21 protein-coding genes are annotated in these 16,323 nt (G+C 39.9%); 12 read left to right on the forward strand and 9 right to left on the reverse strand.

Annotation, left to right across the window (positions count from 1 at the left end):
- Positions 1-49: 49 nt before the first annotated feature.
- The 11 genes from Bovatus_RS02120 to Bovatus_RS02170 all read left to right on the forward strand — a co-directional run bounded on the left by Bovatus_RS02120 (position 50) and on the right by Bovatus_RS02170 (position 6,541).
- Entirely contained in the window at positions 50-457 is a 408-nt protein-coding gene (locus tag Bovatus_RS02120; protein WP_004300306.1) for a four helix bundle protein, read from the forward strand.
- A 14-nt stretch (positions 458-471) separates the two neighbouring features.
- Positions 472-1,893 carry an RNA-directed DNA polymerase gene (locus Bovatus_RS02125; RefSeq protein WP_004300308.1) on the forward strand — a complete coding sequence of 474 codons (1,422 nt, stop codon included), beginning with the start codon at positions 472-474 and terminating at the stop codon, positions 1,891-1,893.
- Positions 1,856-2,134 (forward strand): hypothetical protein, encoded by a 279-nt coding sequence (locus Bovatus_RS02130; protein WP_004300310.1) that lies wholly within the window; start codon positions 1,856-1,858, stop codon positions 2,132-2,134. Before Bovatus_RS02125 ends, Bovatus_RS02130 begins: the two co-directional genes overlap by 38 nt.
- Positions 2,135-2,337: 203 nt before the next feature.
- On the forward strand, positions 2,338-2,625 hold the full coding sequence (locus Bovatus_RS02135) for a hypothetical protein (protein ID WP_004300312.1): 288 nt from the start codon (positions 2,338-2,340) through the stop codon (positions 2,623-2,625).
- Between the two features lie 8 nt (positions 2,626-2,633).
- Entirely contained in the window at positions 2,634-3,137 is a 504-nt protein-coding gene (locus Bovatus_RS02140; protein WP_224440796.1) for a hypothetical protein, read from the forward strand.
- Positions 3,134-3,715, forward strand: a complete 582-nt coding sequence (locus Bovatus_RS02145; protein ID WP_004300315.1) for an N-acetylmuramoyl-L-alanine amidase — start codon at positions 3,134-3,136, stop codon at positions 3,713-3,715. The genes Bovatus_RS02140 and Bovatus_RS02145 overlap by 4 nt, the downstream gene beginning before the upstream one ends.
- The gene (locus Bovatus_RS02150) at positions 3,712-4,221 is read left to right on the forward strand and encodes a hypothetical protein (RefSeq protein ID WP_004300316.1); all 510 of its coding nucleotides are present in this window, start codon (positions 3,712-3,714) and stop codon (positions 4,219-4,221) included. Before Bovatus_RS02145 ends, Bovatus_RS02150 begins: the two co-directional genes overlap by 4 nt.
- Before the next feature lie 387 nt (positions 4,222-4,608).
- Entirely contained in the window at positions 4,609-4,998 is a 390-nt protein-coding gene (locus tag Bovatus_RS02155; protein WP_004300317.1) for a hypothetical protein, read from the forward strand.
- Positions 4,995-5,423, forward strand: coding sequence for a hypothetical protein (locus tag Bovatus_RS02160; protein ID WP_004300319.1), 429 nt, complete (start codon positions 4,995-4,997; stop codon positions 5,421-5,423). The genes Bovatus_RS02155 and Bovatus_RS02160 overlap by 4 nt, the downstream gene beginning before the upstream one ends.
- An 11-nt stretch (positions 5,424-5,434) precedes the next feature.
- Positions 5,435-5,854, forward strand: coding sequence for a protein-export chaperone SecB (locus Bovatus_RS02165; RefSeq protein ID WP_004300320.1), 420 nt, complete (start codon positions 5,435-5,437; stop codon positions 5,852-5,854).
- A gap of 321 nt (positions 5,855-6,175) precedes the next feature.
- Positions 6,176-6,541: a hypothetical protein gene (locus Bovatus_RS02170; protein ID WP_004300323.1), complete on the forward strand. Its 366-nt coding sequence runs from the start codon at positions 6,176-6,178 to the stop codon at positions 6,539-6,541.
- 343 nt (positions 6,542-6,884) lie between these two features.
- Here Bovatus_RS02170 and Bovatus_RS02175 read toward each other — a convergent pair whose 3' ends face one another.
- From Bovatus_RS02175 to Bovatus_RS02210, 9 genes are all read right to left on the reverse strand, one after another.
- The gene (locus Bovatus_RS02175) at positions 6,885-7,334 is read right to left on the reverse strand and encodes a DUF5053 domain-containing protein (RefSeq protein WP_004300324.1); all 450 of its coding nucleotides are present in this window, start codon (positions 7,332-7,334) and stop codon (positions 6,885-6,887) included.
- A 41-nt stretch (positions 7,335-7,375) separates the two neighbouring features.
- Positions 7,376-7,546, reverse strand: coding sequence for a hypothetical protein (locus Bovatus_RS25415; RefSeq protein ID WP_004300325.1), 171 nt, complete (start codon positions 7,544-7,546; stop codon positions 7,376-7,378).
- Between the two features lie 97 nt (positions 7,547-7,643).
- Positions 7,644-8,867 (reverse strand): tyrosine-type recombinase/integrase, encoded by a 1,224-nt coding sequence (locus Bovatus_RS02180; RefSeq protein ID WP_004300326.1) that lies wholly within the window; start codon positions 8,865-8,867, stop codon positions 7,644-7,646.
- 367 nt (positions 8,868-9,234) lie between these two features.
- Positions 9,235-9,933 carry a LytR/AlgR family response regulator transcription factor gene (locus Bovatus_RS02185; RefSeq protein ID WP_004300327.1) on the reverse strand — a complete coding sequence of 233 codons (699 nt, stop codon included), beginning with the start codon at positions 9,931-9,933 and terminating at the stop codon, positions 9,235-9,237.
- Between the two features lie 42 nt (positions 9,934-9,975).
- A complete protein-coding gene (locus Bovatus_RS02190; RefSeq protein WP_004306368.1) occupies positions 9,976-11,037 on the reverse strand; it encodes a sensor histidine kinase in 1,062 nt (353 codons plus the stop codon).
- A gap of 48 nt (positions 11,038-11,085) precedes the next feature.
- Positions 11,086-12,306 (reverse strand): ABC transporter permease, encoded by a 1,221-nt coding sequence (locus Bovatus_RS02195; protein WP_004300329.1) that lies wholly within the window; start codon positions 12,304-12,306, stop codon positions 11,086-11,088.
- A gap of 120 nt (positions 12,307-12,426) precedes the next feature.
- A complete protein-coding gene (locus tag Bovatus_RS02200) occupies positions 12,427-13,170 on the reverse strand; it encodes an ABC transporter ATP-binding protein (RefSeq protein ID WP_004300330.1) in 744 nt (247 codons plus the stop codon).
- Between the two features lie 48 nt (positions 13,171-13,218).
- Complete coding sequence (locus Bovatus_RS02205; RefSeq protein WP_004300331.1) at positions 13,219-14,439, reverse strand: efflux RND transporter periplasmic adaptor subunit; 1,221 nt, start codon at positions 14,437-14,439, stop codon at positions 13,219-13,221.
- Positions 14,440-14,458: 19 nt separating this feature from the next.
- The gene (locus tag Bovatus_RS02210; protein ID WP_004300332.1) at positions 14,459-15,856 is read right to left on the reverse strand and encodes a TolC family protein; all 1,398 of its coding nucleotides are present in this window, start codon (positions 15,854-15,856) and stop codon (positions 14,459-14,461) included.
- A gap of 218 nt (positions 15,857-16,074) precedes the next feature.
- Between Bovatus_RS02210 and Bovatus_RS02215 the strand changes: the two genes are divergently transcribed.
- Positions 16,075-16,311, forward strand: a complete 237-nt coding sequence (locus tag Bovatus_RS02215; RefSeq protein ID WP_004300334.1) for a DUF4492 domain-containing protein — start codon at positions 16,075-16,077, stop codon at positions 16,309-16,311.
- Positions 16,312-16,323: the final 12 nt, after the last annotated feature.

Below are 16,323 nucleotides of genomic sequence, written 5' to 3' on the forward strand. Positions count from 1 at the left end.
ATTAACTTTGCGCCCTCTAATACATACATTAAAATATTAAAAAATTAACATGGCACTTACACAAGACCTTCCTATATCAAATTCGATGTATAAGCTTCTGAATCTTATCATTGATGCCCGGCAACAATTCCCCAAGGCGTTCCGGTATGAATTTGGTACGGAGTTGATGATGCTTGCCGTCCATTGTTGCGAATATATCCGTTATGCAAATACAGATATGAACCTTGAGCACCGTGCAGATTATCTGATGAAGTTTTTGTGTGAGTTTGATGCATTGAAATTACTGCTAAGAGTGTGTGAAGAACGACATTTGACCAGCCTGACTCAAACAGCCGAAATCTGTCTGCTTGCAGAGAGCATCGGTAAGCAAAGTACCGGCTGGTACAAAAAAACGGTTGCAGATCTCCAACGGCAAAAAGCTAACGGATCGCAACAAGTCGCAAAGCCGGAGTCATAATCGCCAAGGGGATTATGAGTGAGCAATTAGAATTATTTATTGGGCATCCCCCCGGTGATGAGCCGGGAAAGACTAAGATAGCGGATGCAACGGCTTCCAGCAGTTGGAACGTGAACTTCAACAACGGCAACGTCAACACGAACAACCGCCAGAACGCGAACCGGGTTCGTCCCCTCGCCGCAACAGGTAATATAATCTATGACATACTTCTTAGCAGTATTTTCGAAGCATCCGAAGATTGTGCCAGGCAGAAAAGAACGAGTACGGATTGTGTTGAGTTCTATAATGATTATCAGTCCGCATTGGTGCGGCTATGGTATTCTATTATTTACGGTGAATATGTACCGGACTTTTCAAAAGTATTCATACGGACTTACCCGGTATATCGGGAGGTTTTTGCCGCCGCTTTCATTGATCGTGTTGTCCATCACTGGATCGCTCTTCGTATCGAGCCGATCTTAGAGGAACGCTTCCGGGAACAAGGAAACGTCTCCAAGAACTGCCGGAAAGGTGAGGGATGCTTGTCTGCCGTGCACTATCTGAATAACATGATAGTCGAGGTCAGTGAGAATTATACTGCCGATGCGTACATTTTCAAAGATGACCTGTTCAGTTTCTTCATGTCTATCTCGAAATCGTTGGTATGGGAAATGCTGAACATATTCGTAAGGGACAATTATAAAGGCGATGATATTGAATGTTTGCTTTACCTTCTAGCCGTTACTATCTTTCATTGTCCACAAAATAAGTGTATCAGACGCTCTCCCGTCTCCATGTGGGACAAACTTCCCAGTAATAAAAGTCTGTTTCATAATGACCCTGACAGGGGAGTGGCTATCGGGAACCTGCCGTCGCAACTCATAGCCAACTTTCTGGCGTCTGTATATGATTATTTCGTGATGGAAATACTGGGATTCATGTATTATGTACGCTTTGTTGATGACTTTTGTATCGTAGTGAAATCACCGGAAGAAATATTGTCCAAAGTCCATCTTCTTGATGGTTTCCTGAAAGAACAACTCCTTTTACGGTTGCATCCACGCAAACTGTATCTTCAGCATTATAAAAAAGGAGTCTTGTTTGTAGGGGCGTTCATTTTGCCTGGTAGAATTTATGTATCTGACAGGGTGGTTGGTAACACATATAACGCTGTCAGGAAATTTAATAGAATAGCTGAAAATGGATTTGCAGAAGCGTATGTTGAGAAGTTTGTGAGTACGATGAACTCTTATTATGGCCTGATGAAACACTTTGCAACGTACAATATCCGCCGTAGAATTGCAGCGATGTTACTTCCTGAATGGTGGGAATATGTTTATATCGAAGGACATTTTGAAAAGTTTGTATTGAAGAATAAATATAACCATAGAAAACAACTAATTAAACATATCAAAAGACATGGATCAAAAAAATATCTTACCGCGTGGGATTGCTAAGCCTATCGAGCAACAGCCGGACGGAACTTGGATTGTACGTCATCACTTCCGGGTGGTTGGTACCAGTGAGAATGGTGAAGAACTGGTAACTTTTGCCAGTTCGGAATATCCCGAGAAACCTACCTTGCAACAGATTCAAAGAAGTATTGACCGTTATCGGGTGTGTCTTACAATGTATGGAGATACGATTTCAGACGAAATAGAAAAGGTTGATCTTTCCGTGTATATGTTTACGGATTAATAGTTCAATCTGTTGGTTGTTTAGGGGTGCTTATCAAGCATCCCTTTTTTATTTATGGAAAAAGTGAAAATTATAATGTCTTGTTTTATAGATATTTATCATAGAATTGATTTCCAAGATTTTCCATTTTTGTAAAACTCGTTATTATACTCAATACATTTGTTCCATACAGAATATTTTATTAATAATTAAACGCTATGAGTATGGGTATAAAAGTATTGTATGATTGGCTTTTGCAATCTAACCGACCGGCACACGTCAAAGCCGGGATGTTCGTCTTTGTTGTAATGCTTGTTTTCTGTTTCCTTCTATTAGGCATTGATTTCTGTAAATCTGCTATTGTTTCTTTAACGACAACCGCCATTGCCGCAATAGTGGTTGAGTACATTCAGAAAAAGTGCGGGTTCATCTTTGATTGGCTTGACGCATTAGCTACTGTTTTGCTTCCTGGGCTGATTACTGTGTTTTCAATATTGGTAGTAACTTTATGATTAATATTATGAGATGGTTATATGAGTTATTTAATGTAGACCAGATACGAATTATTTTCGTTTCGATGTTCAGTTCTCTTCTTGCTTATTTAACGCCGACTAAAGGTTTTCTTATAGCATTAGTTGTAATGTTTGGATTTAATATTTGGTGCGGAATGAGGGCTGATGGTGTTTCAATTATACGTTGTAAAAACTTTAAGTGGGATAAGTTTAAAAATGCCTTGGTCGAACTTCTCCTCTATCTTATAATCATTGAGGTAGTCTTCTCCTTTATGACCTTGATAGGAGACGGTGAGAACTCATTGTTAGTTATTAAGACTATTACGTATGTGTTCTCTTATGTGTATCTTCAGAACGCATTTAAGAATCTAATTATTGCTTATCCTAAAAACAAAGGGTTTCGTATTATCTATCATGTAATACGCTTTGAATTTAAACGGGCCACGCCTACACATGTACAGGGAATTATTGATAGAATCGAGAACGAATTAGATAAAGAGGAAAAGATATGAAAGTATTGATTGATAATGGTCACGGTGAAAATACACCTGGTAAACGTTCACCGGACGGAAGATTGAGAGAGTGGGCGTATTCAAGAGAGATTGCCGATATGGTAGTAGTAGGATTGCGCAAGTTGGGAATTGATGCCGAGCGCATCGTTAAAGAGGATACAGATGTTCCATTGTCTGAGCGATGCCGACGGGCTAATGCTATTTACAAGGAAGCAGGTAAAAAAGCTATCCTTGTATCTATTCATTGTAATGCAGCCGGCAATGGTAGTTCTTGGATGAGCGCAAAAGGTTGGAGCGTGTTTGTATCGAATAATGCTTCTAGTAACAGCAAAAAATTAGCAGACTGCCTGGGACAAGTAGCAGAATGTATTCCGGTTCCCGTCCGAAAGCAGATGCCCGGACGGGAATACTGGGAACAGAATCTTGCCATCTGTCGGGATACTAATTGTCCGGCTGTATTAACAGAGAACTTCTTCCAGGACAATAAAGAGGACGTTGAGTACCTTTTGTCTCGGGAGGGTAAAGATGCAGTTGCTCAGATACATATTGAAGGAATCGTTAAATACCTGGGATTATGAAAGCCTTGATTTATATAACCATATTCCTGATGTCGGGAATATGGTTTACTTCTTGTAAGACTTCTCGGAACATGGAGACGGAGAAGCAGATTGACTATTCAGGGGATTTCTTGTATCTGCAAAACTTGATAGAATCACTACGGTTGGATGTGAATAAGCAAACCAAGATTACTACTGACAAATTGAGTGATTTGAAGATTGAGAATAAAACAGTTTACTTGTCGTCTCCGGATTCAACTGGAAAGCAATATCCGATTAAAGAAAGTACTACTACTGCATCCAAGCAGGATCAGGAAAGAACAGAAGTTGATGAAACATTATCCATTACTTTGCAGCAGTTCTCGAATCGACTTGATACTATTAGTAATAAGGTTAATGTTTTGCTGAATCAAAAAGAAACTGTCGTAGAACTATCATGGTGGGATTTACATAAGGATAAAGTGTATATAGGGATAATAGGTTTGTTTATTGTTGGTTGGATGGTATATAGGTCTAAAATAAAATAGCACTTGATTAGAGATCTTTGTGAATCACAAGCTTTTTGATTTCTTGCTACACATTTGTGACAGTAATGCATCAATATTAACGATGATTGCGATGTTTTTATGTTAAAAATGTATTAACACTACGTCAGTAACAAGGTGAATATATTATTCATTTATAGGGATAAATAAAGTCTGTACTTATTTGAATAACAGGATTATACGTCGTTTTTAACTCATCAATCAATCAATCAATCATCCATGCGTATAAGTTTTGTACAAAATATCCTTGAAAAATCAAATTTGTTTCTTAAAAATTAAATGTTTAGCTTTGTCGCAACAAAAGTAGCGATAAAGCTAATTCGATAAATCTGTTTAAAACAAAGTTTCAGTAGAAGTTGTTATTAATTAATGAGTCTCATTAAGTATAAGTCAGAAGAGAACTTAGAAGCCGCAAAACTTCTTAATGATAATAAGAAGTTTACTTCTAGCGTACATTGCTCTTATTATGCTGTATTGCAAATAATGAAATATGCACTTAACGAAAAGTGCCATATTAGTTATGAAAAGCAAAATGAGCCAAAGGATAAAGACAGTCATATATATATTCGAGATGAGATATTATATCAATTAAGGAGTATCCAAACTAAAGAATCAATTAAAAGATCATTTGATGCAGCCAAGGCCCTTAGAAGGAAAGCTGATTACTTAGAAGATGAAATTGAGGATGTTGATAGTCTTGGGATGTATGAACAGGCTGATGCGCTAATAAAAAAAATAAAAAAGGAGTTTGTTTTATGAATGAAAAAGAATACATTGCTGCATGGCTCAATGAAATGATAGCCAAGTTTGATTGGATTACTTTTCGTTATGAATATTCTCATAAATTACTTGCATATTGTATTGAAGTTCTCCCAGCAAATTCTATAGAACGAAGTGAAGAATATGCTAATGAAGAGTATAACTTTTCTTGTGATTTTGAGCAAAAGTTTAATGAGTCTGTAATATTCTCAAATGGAACAGAATTTTATAGATGCTCAGAAAATGCAGTTGTTATTGGGCAAGTTAGACAAAAAAATATTGAATGGATTAAAGATGACAGCTTTATTCTTGACTTAGAGGATTATATTCTTGATTTTAAGGATGATAATTTTAAGAAAATAGAATCTGGTATCTTTGCAACTTGTAAGAAGTGGGATAATTACAATTTTGATTTGGCCGCTTAAATAATAAGAAAATGGAAAGAAAAGCGATTGTGTCTAAGTTTAGACTTAAAAATTATGTAATTGATAAATCCATATTTGATTATAATGGAGAGGAAGTCAGTTCAGAGCGAAATATTGGTTTTGATGTTAAAGGGCTTATTAAAAAAGACAATCTGTTTGAATTGACATTGATTACAAAGATTGTAGACGAAAATAAAGCATTAAAGATTTTTGTGCAAGTAGTTGCCACGTATGAATTTTCTTCAGATATTACTCAGAAAACGTTAAGTGATATGTTTTATAAAAATGCTCCAGCAATAATATTTCCTTATGTTAGAGCATATGTTTCTTCATTAACAGTATTATCAGGGATTGATGCTGTCAATATTCCAACAATGAATTTAACTTCAATTGCTGAGGATCTAAAGGAAAATACGAAGAAAGAGGAATGATGAGTATTTTGTATTATAGGATATTTAGCCTCGCGTCTTACTGATTCGGGGCTTTTCTTTTGCTCATCTCATTTATAATTCCTATATTTGTGTACAGACGTGGATGTCTGTTGTATCATCTCTCTACGTGGAAGATTTGCTAGATTTTGGGTTTGAGAGATAATACGTTATTTACTCCAAAAAGGATGAGCCTTGACTAAGTGTAGTCAGGGCTTTTTTTATTAATATCATGAATTTGGTGTACTAACGAAGTGCTAATGACTAACAATATGTTATCTTTGTATTACAGTTTACATAATTATTAATAAAAAAAAATGCATCATGGCACTAACTGATTTTTTTAGAATTAATCTTCCTTATGGCATTGTCCGAGATTCTAAAGGTAGATGGTCTGCTTTCAACCGGGAGTATTTACCTCTTGGATGGAATGAAAGAGAGGATTCTCCGGTAGATATAAATTCTGATAATGCTTTTGGGAATATTCCCATCCATACAGAGTATGAGAAAGTAACAGAAAAGAAGCTTTTTGAAATTGCAGGAGATGAAAAGTTTGTAGAGAGAGATACTGATGGGAAAATTAATCGTATTTATTTATACAATGACAGAACTAATCCTCAATCATCAAATGAGTATTGGAATGATTATTTTTCTAAAATAAAACTTTTGAGCCGATTTGAAAGAAAATAAGTTTCTTTTAATCTAAACTTCAAGAATTCCGTTTGAAATTAGAAAATAATAAAATAGAGGTAGCCGAATAAGCTACCTCTTTGTTTTGTAATCCTTCCGATCAACAACACACACAATCAACACACTCTCAAGAAGGCTTACATAAGATAGTACTAACATATAAATGAAAAGTTCGGTAGGGGCATAAAAAAAGTGAGGGGAACCACCCCCTCACCAAAGTCAAACCAAAATAATCCGAATTATGTCCGTATTATCTTGATGTTGCAAAGATACTACTATTTTTTGATAAAGCAATAAAAATCCCTGCATCGGCTCAAATGCAGGGATGGTGTCAAATAAGAGCTTAACTGATCTTTAATGATGTCTGATGAATCATTTCGCTAACATCGTTCAAAGCGTTCAGGAACGTTTTGAGTTCATTGTCAGTAAAGCGAGCCTTTTTCCCGTTGACTATATTTCCGTTAATACGTTGGTATAGCCAGTTTCTACTTTTACCAAAATATTTCTTTGCAATATAACTGAATGAGATTGCTTCGGGCAATTCTCCAAGTTTATCACGTAATATGGCTTCTTCCACTCTTTCTATATAATCATTGCAGGCATTTACCGTTGCTTTTAGCCCAGCTTCAGATGCTTTTTTGTAGGCTTCCTTTTGGGCTTCCGGTAGTTTATTATATTTATCCTGCATTTCCTTTTTGAAAGCTTCTTTTTCTTCTGTGGTTTTTAGTTCTTTGAATCTTTCAAAGTCAGCCTGCATTTCTTTTGTTGGCAGGCAATCATTCCAATCTATCATAGCTTTTAATGTTTGTCCCTCCCCGAAGGGAGGGATGTTAATTACAACTTTTTTAATTTCTCTTGGATTTCGTTCATCCGATCGAGTATGTCATTTATAAGCGTTTCCCGTTCTTTGGCATTTTCAGGAACCCCATAGGCCTCGTGAAATGAAGCGAGAAGTTTTAAATTCTCATACTCTTGTTCTAATTCTTTTTTTTCTTCATCTTTCATCAGTTAAACATTAAAATTAAGAACTCTTATTTGACACTACAAAGATAATAAGCATTTGGTTATTGTGCAAATTCTTAGTGATTTATTTTATATGTGATTATTCATTTTTCAAGTTGTCAAGTATTTCCCTGATTGCTTTATCAGCGTGTTTTCTCATTATTGTGACATAGTTGAAGATTGGTCTATCTTCTTTCATTGATTGCCCGATACAGTATTCCAGTGTACTAAGAGGAATTCCCAGGTCATATCCATGTTGGACGAAAGATTTGCGGGCTGAATATAGGGTGAATTTATGCCTGATTCCTGCCACCTTGCCTAATTGACTGATTTTCCTGGCCAGCAGGTTATAGCAGGAGGTATAGTTCTTGTATTTCCCGAATATGATTTTCCCTGTATTCTTTTTCATATACTTTTTTATAATGGGCTTTGCTTCTTCGGGAATGGAAAAGGAAATCAGGGAGTCCCCTTCTTTGGTGTTTTTGGTCTTTTTCCGGATGTAGTTTATTTCATCCGTCCGGAAATCGTATGCTAGTATGTCTACTAGGTTCATGCCGGCAAGATAATAAGTAAGCATGAAAATGTCCCGTGTTACGTTGAGATTGTAATGCTCTAAATTTGCATCTCTGATTGTTTTGAGTTCTTCCACTGTAATTTGGGTTTCTCTCTTTTGGGTTGATGGAATCTTGGCTGTGATGAAAGGGTCGATATCGTAGGTAACGTATTTCATCTTTATGGCATAGTTGATAATAACCTTTAGCAGGGTTATGTAGATGTTGATTGTGGTGCTTGACAGCTTTGTCTTTTTGAGCCATGATATGTACTGGTTCATTCTGATAGGGGTAATATGTTCCATGAGAGAACCGTTCCCGATGAATTGCATAAACTTGTTTGTGGCCAGCCGATAGAGTTTGTATGTCTTGGTACGTTCTTCTTCATCTATTTGGGACAGATATTCATCCACGACATCCTCGAACTTACGGTGCTTTTCTCCGTTTAATGGGTTAGTTATCATTTTGACTAATTGCGTGCACGTGAGCGAATCAGGGTAGTCCAGTTCCATGTATCGCTTGAAATAAAGGTTGTATAGCTGCTGTAATTTTGTATTGAGAAAATCCTTGTCTGGACGGTGTACTATTTTCCCGTTCTTAAACTCGTTTTCTCTTACCACTATATCCGTGGTGATGAATCTCGTTTCAGAGTTGTGTGCGACTCGAATTCTTATTTTGTGTGTCCCGTCTGATAACTTCTTTGCGGGAACTATTACCAATGTTAATGTAGCCATAATTTGTGTTTTTAGGGTAAAAATGGCGTTTTCGACCATTATTTTTTTAACATCCTATTGTAATTTGCTTATAATCAGATTCTAATCGGGGAATTTTCCGACCATAATCCGACCATTTTATAGCGTCAAAAGTGACGTTTTTGTTCTCTAATATAGACTACTAATTGATAAGAAAAATAGTTCGATTGTGCTTTTAATATGCTGTATATCAGTAAAATAAAAATCGGAAGCTCATGCTCGCTCGCAGGCTTCCGATCAACACAAAAACTAAACTAGACTTAACTAAACTATTCTATTCTTGGAATTTCACAATCCCTTTCTGTTCGTTGCAAAGGTAGATATAAAACGGGTTTTGGCAAACTATAATCGACAAAATTCACTTTTTTACCGATAAATTCATGAATAATTAGCTCCTTTCGTCAAGAAAAGTCTGAAAAACTTGCTTGTAACTATCGCTGATAGGAATATATGTCTTGTCAAAAACAATACGCCCGCGATCGATCACACGTATCTTATCTTTTTGTACGATGAATGAGCGGTGCACGCGTATGAAACGGCTGGAAGGTAAAAGTTCCTCCATTGCTTTCATACTCATCAGTGATAGAATAGGTTTGGAAGCATCTTCCGTATATATTTTAATATAATCTTTCAGTCCTTCGATATACATGATTTTCTTCAAGTCCACTTGCACCAGTTTGTAGTCACTTTTCACAAAAATACTGTCTATCTCTTCCGGTTTCTGTACAAGTTCGAACCATTGAAGGGCCTTGTTGGCAGCTTGCAGGAAATCGACGTAGGAGATTGGTTTCAGCAGGTAATCGAGTGCATTGACACGATAACCGTCGATGGCATACTGTCCGAAAGCGGTAGTAAACACAATGCGGGTGTGCGGATCTACCATCTTCGAAAACTCCAAACCATTAAGCTCCGGCATCTGGATGTCCAGAAACAGGAGATCGACCTCTTCGCCAGGCAATTCTTTCATTGCCTGAACCGCACTGGAATACTTTCCTACGAGTTGCAGGAACGGGGTTTTATTCACGTAACTCTCTAACAAGCTAAGAGCTAACGGCTCATCGTCAACAATTGCACAACGTAACATCATACTATTTTATATCTAAAGTTTTTATATTCAATGTTTTGAAATCTACTCTCTGATCTTGATACTTAATTTCGATTCATATACTTTTTCATCTTTTGAGATACCTTTCGACCAGGTATAAGCCCCGGGATAAAGAATCTCCAACCGGCGGCTGACTTGCTCCAGTCCCACACCCGAGCCACTTTTATCCTCCACTGTCTTTGGATGATTACTGTTGCGAATTTCGCAAATCACTTCCTTATCATTCTCCGAAAGATGAATACTGATGAAACTCGATTCAGTAGGGGAGATGCCATGCTTGAAAGCATTCTCTATCAATGAGATAAAGATAAGCGGAGCAATAAGCGTCTGACTGTCAGGCTGAATATCAAATTTAGTAATCATCTGTACATTGGCCGACAGGCGGATGCGCATCAGTTCAATGTAATTTCGGATAAAATCAACCTCTTTACAGAGAGGAACGTACGTTTGTTGGTTATCATATAACACATAACGAAGCAGTTTGCTCAACTCCTGAACTGCTTGTTGCGCTTTGTCCGAATCAAATGCAATCAGTGCATAGATATTATTCAGGGTATTCAGCAGAAAGTGAGGGTTCAGTTGGTTTCGCAGATTTTTCAGTTCCGCTTCCGCACGGTTTCGTTCCGCCTCTTTGCGGGCAGCTTCATTTTGCGTCCATCGCGCGCTCATACGGATAGCGGCACTTAGGCCGATAGTAAATACGAGGCTCAACATATCTCTAAGGAAGAATAGCCATCCCGGAGGCATACCCGGTCTTTTGGCTTTGGGTGCAAATGACGGATCGAATGTCAGGCTTTGCCAGAGATGTAACAAAATGCCGATGACACATAAAAAGATAATGTTGTAGACGATATATCTTTTGGCCTGACTCTGAAACAGATAACGGGGAACAAGAATGAAATAATTCACGTAGAACGCAATCATAAAAGAGAGTGGTACAGCAAGATGGCGTATATAGGCCATCCAGTTAATGTTCCCGTTTCCACGTTCAACGAAGAAGAACGGGAAACCGAACATAATCCCCCAGCTGATAATGTGTATCAGTATCTCCAGGGGACGACGTGCGGATGTAAAGGTTTGTTTCATAAAGACAAAGATAATTTTTTTAATTGACAACCGACGGTTGTCAATCAATTATTCGTATCTGATGGCTTCTATCGGGTCTAAATCAGCTGCTTTCTTAGCCGGATACCATCCGAAGAAGACGCCCGTAACGGTACATACTGCGAAGGAAAGGAATACACTCCACGGCTGGATATAGATAGGCCAATGCGCTACGCTCTTGACAATCCAGCTAGCCCCGCAACCGATAATCACTCCGATGATACCTCCCGTGATACTAATCATGATGGCCTCGATAAGGAATTGGCTTAGAATATCGACTCCACGTGCACCGACAGACATACGCAGACCGATTTCACGGGTACGTTCCGTAACGGATACATACATGATATTCATAATTCCGATACCACCTACTACCAATGAAATACCTGCGATACAAGCCAGCAGGGTTGTCATCAAATCGGTGGTTGAGTTGAGCATTGTACTCAATTCCTGTTGGGTACGGATGGTGAAATCATCGTCATCCGAAGCTTTCAGCTTATGGTTGCGACGGAGGATCGTACTGATTTCGTCAGTAGCATAATCCGTCATATCTTCGGTAAGGGCAGAGGCAAACACTCCCTGCAAATACGTAACGGCAAGCAGACGTTTCATCACTGTGGTGTATGGTGCAAGCACTACTGCATCCTGGTCTTGTCCCATGGAGTTGTAGCCTTTGGCTTTAAGCACACCTACCACACGAAGCGGTATTTTACTGAAACGAATAATCTTACCTACCGGATCACTTCCGTCCGGAAAAAGATTGTCTACTATAGTCTTTCCAATCACACATACTTTCGCCGAACTCTGTATGTCGGCCTCTGTGAACATCTCTCCGTTTTCAACAGTCAGCTGGCGGATGTCGAGGTATTCTGTTCCGACACCGTTCACGGAAGCTGGGTAGTTGTTGTTTCCGGCAATGAGTTGCCCCGATGATGAAACATTGGGACTGATGGCGGACAGGAAACTTGTCTCATCACGCAAGGCTTCGTAGTCGGCAAGCTTCAACGTTTGCATAGCAGACGGGTCCTGCCGGACACCTCCGCGCATATCAGCTCCTGGATGAATCATAATCATGTTCGATCCCATTTCGGAAATCTGCTGCTGGATGCTTTTCTTCGAACCTTGTCCGATAGCCAGCATCGTGATGACGGAAGCAACACCGATAATGATACCGAGCATGGTTAGAAAAGCACGCAGCTTATTGTTCGCCAATGCCCGGAGAGCTATCTTAAATAAATTAGTTCCATTCATAATGAATAATTTGCTAATTTGTCCATATACTAATGGGGCAATTTCCTGAAGGTATACTCTCCCAACTTGTTTATTGTACAGCCAATCGGCACATTAGTATATCGGCACATTGAATAATTATTAATCCTCGTCGTTTTTCGGCAATGCGGCCAGCGCTTCGGCAGCAGACAGAATTTTCGGATTGGTTGTATCTTCTATAACCTGACCGTCACGCAGACGGATATTCCGGCTGCTATATTGCGAAAGTTCGGGATTATGTGTTACAAAGATAATCGTACGTCCCTCTGCATGAAGCTTTTGAAACAGTACAAGTATCTCGAAAGAGGTACGGCTATCGAGGTTTCCGGTCGCTTCGTCGGCAAGAATCACTGCCGGATTGTTGACCAATGCGCGTGCGATGGCAACGCGTTGCATCTGTCCACCGGACATCTGGTTGGATTTATGTTCCAGACGGTCTCCCAATCCTACAGCTTGTAGGGATTCGATGGCACGGCGACGGCGTTCGGAAGCGCTCACGGCAGAGTTGTACATAAGCGGTAGTTCCACATTTTCTACAGCCGTCGTTTTAGGTAACAAGTTGTAGCTTTGGAACACGAAGCCAATCTTCCGGTTTCTTAGTACTGCACGTTGAGGCTTGCTCATCGTACGTACAGGAATATCGTCGAGCAGATATTCTCCACTGGTCGGGGTGTCCAGGCAGCCTAATATATTAAGCAGCGTGGATTTTCCCGAACCGGAAGTCCCCATGATGGTAACAAACTCTCCTTCATTGATATTGAACGAAACGCCCCGCAATGCGTGGACGGTTTCGTCGCCTACCTGAAAGTTACGTTTGATATTTTGTATTTCAATTACTTTTTTCATCGTAAATAATGTGTTAATGTGCCAATAACGGATTGGCACATTGAATAATTATTTTTTCTTCTTACTTCCCGGAGGGCCAGGCATGAACGGACTTCTTTCTCCGCCACTTTCCTGATTTCCTTCAGCAGCCACATTTTCACCGGGCATTGCTCCTATGGTAGCTTCGGTCACTACTTTTGTTCCTTCGGAAATGCCACTGATAATTTCTGTAGATATACCGTTGCTGATTCCTACTTCTACCGGATGAGCGGTGAATGTGGTTCCTTCACGAGTCCAGAGTTTATGTTCGCCTTCGCAATCTTTTACGATGTCATTATTACCGATTAACGGTTTTTCAGGTGTGAATCGCAGTGCTTTGTTCGGGACAGACAACACATCCTTTTTATCAAGAATATAGATCGTGACATTAGCTGTCAAACGAGGTTTCAGTTTCAAATCAGGGTTGGGAGCAGAGATTACAACTTCATAAGTAACTACTGTAGTGGTGGTGCTCGTACTGCTCGTACTGCTTGCATCTCCCAGACGAATTTGTGTAACTACGCCTTCGAATACATCATTCGGATAAGCATCTACCGTGAAGCTGGCACGCTGGCCTTCTACTACACCGCCTATATCAGCTTCATCCACATCGGCTACTACCTGCATCTGTGTCAGGTCGGCAGCAATGGTGAACAGTGTCGGAGTTTCGAATCCGGAAGCAACGGTTTGTCCAGCTTCCACATCACGGCTGATGACTACTCCGTCAATCGGTGAGGTGATAGTAGCATAAGCCAGGTTACGTTCTGCTTTTGCGAGCGATGCCTTACTGCTATCATAGCTACTTTTCGCTTTCTGATAGTTGTAAAGGGCCTGTTCGAAATCCGTATCACTAATCAGTGACTTTTCGTGTAAGCCTTTGCTACGTTCATAATTCTTCTTCTGATATTCATATTCGGCTTTTGCACCATCGTACGTTGCCTGTTGTGATGCCAGTTCACTTTGCAATGTGGCACGGTCCATTTCGGCAATCAACTGTCCTTTGGTTACTACCGAGTTGTAATCTACGTAAATCTTGTCGATGATACCGGAAACCTGCGTACCGACTTCTACTTCCGTCACCGGTTCGATGGTTCCGGTAGCAGTGACCGAATTTGAAATATCGCCTTTGCTCACGTTGGCAGTGGCGTAGGTGACTTTGTGCTTGGCCGGTGAACCTGCAAAGAACCAGATTCCTGCACCTGCTACCACAACGACTGCCACAGCGATTAAGATAATCTTTTTCGTTTTCATTCGTTTATTATGCTTTTATTTATAATGCTAATTGATCTCCCTGATAGAACTTCAGCAACTGCGTATTCAGTATGGCCATATATTTGGCTTGAAGCTGTTCCTGCTGTGCTTGTAGCAAGTTGTTCTTTTCAGTAAGAAGTTCTATGGTATTCTTCATTCCCAGATTAAACTGTTCGCTAATCAACTCATAGCTGATTTGCGTACTCTTCAACTTCTCGTTTGCTGCTGCATAACGTTGCTGTGCACTGTTAGCATCCAGCCAGAGTCCTTCGATGGTCTTGTACAGAGCCTTTTGTTCGTCAAGCAAGGATAACATGCTCGTCTCGTATTGCAATTTTGCTTTCTGTACGGCACTTTTAGTTTGACGGTTATTGAAGATCGGCACACTGACAGACAATCCGATCGAATTGTTCCATCCGTTTTTCACTTGCTCTCCGAAAGTGAAGTCGCTGCCGCTGGTGTGGTTGGTTCCGATTCCTGCGCTAAGGCTGATTGTGGGCAAATAACTTGATTTGGCAATACCGATACCCAGTTCGGAAGCCTCTACATTAAGTTTGCTAGCTTCAATCTCCGGGCGAAGACTCAATGCACTAATGTACACATCTTTTTTGGTAGGCAACGGAGCCAGTACATTTTCGTCGGACAGGGCAGGGAGGTAGATGTTCATTTCATTCTCCCCATCCAGTTCGAGCAATTGTTTCAGTTGTAATTTGTAATCTTCAAGAGTGGCTTGCGCTGTGACAAGTTGGTATCGGTCTGTGCTCACCTGTGCTTCCAATTGGGCGAAGTCGCTTTTGGCAATACTTCCGGCGTTCAGAAGTTCCTGTCCGCGGTCACGCTGCGCAATAGAGACTTGCAGGGTACTTTCGTTTACTTTGACAGACTCGGCCGCATAAAGAATCTGGATATACACTTGGGCGATAGATTCCTGAATGTTATTTTCGGAAGTCGCTACGTCCAGTTCGGCTACCTGATTGTTCAACTTTTCCTGTTGGATGGTTTTCAGTCTTTTATTACCATTATATAGAGTCCACGACGCATTCAGTCCATAATTACCATTGTAGCTCGTTTTACTATTGCTACTGATAATTTCGCTGCCGCTTACCCGACTACTCGTCTCCTGATACGGACGATTCACCACCTGCTGGCTGGTAGAGAACGAAAGACTGGGAAACAAGGCAGCCTTAGCTGTCTTCACATCAATCTGCGTGCTGGCCGCAGTGATCCGGTTCTTGCGAATCGTGATGTTCTGCTCTTTTGCGTAGTCGATGCATGACTGCAAATCCCATTGAGCCGGAATTTTCGTTTCTTTCAGCGTATCGACTTGCAGCGGAGAAACTTGGGCAGATATGCCGGACAGCATACCTGCTCCAAGAAATGTCATCACTGTCAATCTTCTTACATTTATCATATTCATACTTCTATTGATTTACTGTTAGCGAAGGTACGTACATATTATATATGCCGCAAAAACGATAGACGGATGACGTAATTTCGCCGTTAAATGTTTTTTTTCTGTCGATAGGCAGGTTTTTGAAGAAAAACACAACAAATCACACAACTTTTTTGACTAGTTGTTTGTTTTAATTATAAAAAATGTATATTTGTACTCATTACAAATTATAACGTCAACATATGAAGAATACACTGCTTACGATCTGGAACTTCTATTTGGAGGGCTTCCGTAGTATGACCTTGGGGCGTACCCTGTGGGTTATCATTCTGCTGAAATTATTCGTTATGTTCTTCATCCTTAAAATGTTCTTTTTCCCTGATTTCCTTCGTGACCATCCTACGGATGATGACAAGGGAACATACGTGGGAAACGAACTGATAGAACGTGCCATCCCCGGTAAATCTACTGATTTTTAACTCTTAAACTAC

Origin of the sequence: Bacteroides ovatus (assembly GCF_001314995.1) — a bacterium.
Classification (GTDB): Bacteria; Bacteroidota; Bacteroidia; order Bacteroidales; family Bacteroidaceae; genus Bacteroides; species Bacteroides ovatus.

Excerpts from the sequence above, each read along its gene's own strand:
- Bovatus_RS02135 (WP_004300312.1), top strand. The coding sequence starts at position 2,338 with ATGGGTATAAAAGTATTGTATGATTGGCTTTTGCAATCTAACCGACCG.
- Bovatus_RS02215 (WP_004300334.1), top strand. The coding sequence starts at position 16,075 with ATGAAGAATACACTGCTTACGATCTGGAACTTCTATTTGGAGGGCTTC.
- Bovatus_RS02180 (WP_004300326.1), bottom strand. The coding sequence starts at position 8,867 with ATGGTCGAAAACGCCATTTTTACCCTAAAAACACAAATTATGGCTACA.
- Bovatus_RS02160 (WP_004300319.1), top strand. The coding sequence starts at position 4,995 with ATGAATGAAAAAGAATACATTGCTGCATGGCTCAATGAAATGATAGCC.
- Bovatus_RS02170 (WP_004300323.1), top strand. The coding sequence starts at position 6,176 with ATGGCACTAACTGATTTTTTTAGAATTAATCTTCCTTATGGCATTGTC.
- Bovatus_RS02140 (WP_224440796.1), top strand. The coding sequence starts at position 2,634 with ATGAGATGGTTATATGAGTTATTTAATGTAGACCAGATACGAATTATT.
- Bovatus_RS02185 (WP_004300327.1), bottom strand. The coding sequence starts at position 9,933 with ATGATGTTACGTTGTGCAATTGTTGACGATGAGCCGTTAGCTCTTAGC.
- Bovatus_RS02175 (WP_004300324.1), bottom strand. The coding sequence starts at position 7,334 with ATGATAGATTGGAATGATTGCCTGCCAACAAAAGAAATGCAGGCTGAC.
- Bovatus_RS02165 (WP_004300320.1), top strand. The coding sequence starts at position 5,435 with ATGGAAAGAAAAGCGATTGTGTCTAAGTTTAGACTTAAAAATTATGTA.
- Bovatus_RS02205 (WP_004300331.1), bottom strand. The coding sequence starts at position 14,439 with ATGAAAACGAAAAAGATTATCTTAATCGCTGTGGCAGTCGTTGTGGTA.
- Bovatus_RS02200 (WP_004300330.1), bottom strand. The coding sequence starts at position 13,170 with ATGAAAAAAGTAATTGAAATACAAAATATCAAACGTAACTTTCAGGTA.
- Bovatus_RS02145 (WP_004300315.1), top strand. The coding sequence starts at position 3,134 with ATGAAAGTATTGATTGATAATGGTCACGGTGAAAATACACCTGGTAAA.
- Bovatus_RS02195 (WP_004300329.1), bottom strand. The coding sequence starts at position 12,306 with ATGAATGGAACTAATTTATTTAAGATAGCTCTCCGGGCATTGGCGAAC.
- Bovatus_RS02150 (WP_004300316.1), top strand. The coding sequence starts at position 3,712 with ATGAAAGCCTTGATTTATATAACCATATTCCTGATGTCGGGAATATGG.
- Bovatus_RS02125 (WP_004300308.1), top strand. The coding sequence starts at position 472 with ATGAGTGAGCAATTAGAATTATTTATTGGGCATCCCCCCGGTGATGAG.
- Bovatus_RS02130 (WP_004300310.1), top strand. The coding sequence starts at position 1,856 with ATGGATCAAAAAAATATCTTACCGCGTGGGATTGCTAAGCCTATCGAG.
- Bovatus_RS02155 (WP_004300317.1), top strand. The coding sequence starts at position 4,609 with ATGAGTCTCATTAAGTATAAGTCAGAAGAGAACTTAGAAGCCGCAAAA.
- Bovatus_RS02190 (WP_004306368.1), bottom strand. The coding sequence starts at position 11,037 with ATGAAACAAACCTTTACATCCGCACGTCGTCCCCTGGAGATACTGATA.
- Bovatus_RS25415 (WP_004300325.1), bottom strand. The coding sequence starts at position 7,546 with ATGAAAGATGAAGAAAAAAAAGAATTAGAACAAGAGTATGAGAATTTA.
- Bovatus_RS02210 (WP_004300332.1), bottom strand. The coding sequence starts at position 15,856 with ATGAATATGATAAATGTAAGAAGATTGACAGTGATGACATTTCTTGGA.
- Bovatus_RS02120 (WP_004300306.1), top strand. The coding sequence starts at position 50 with ATGGCACTTACACAAGACCTTCCTATATCAAATTCGATGTATAAGCTT.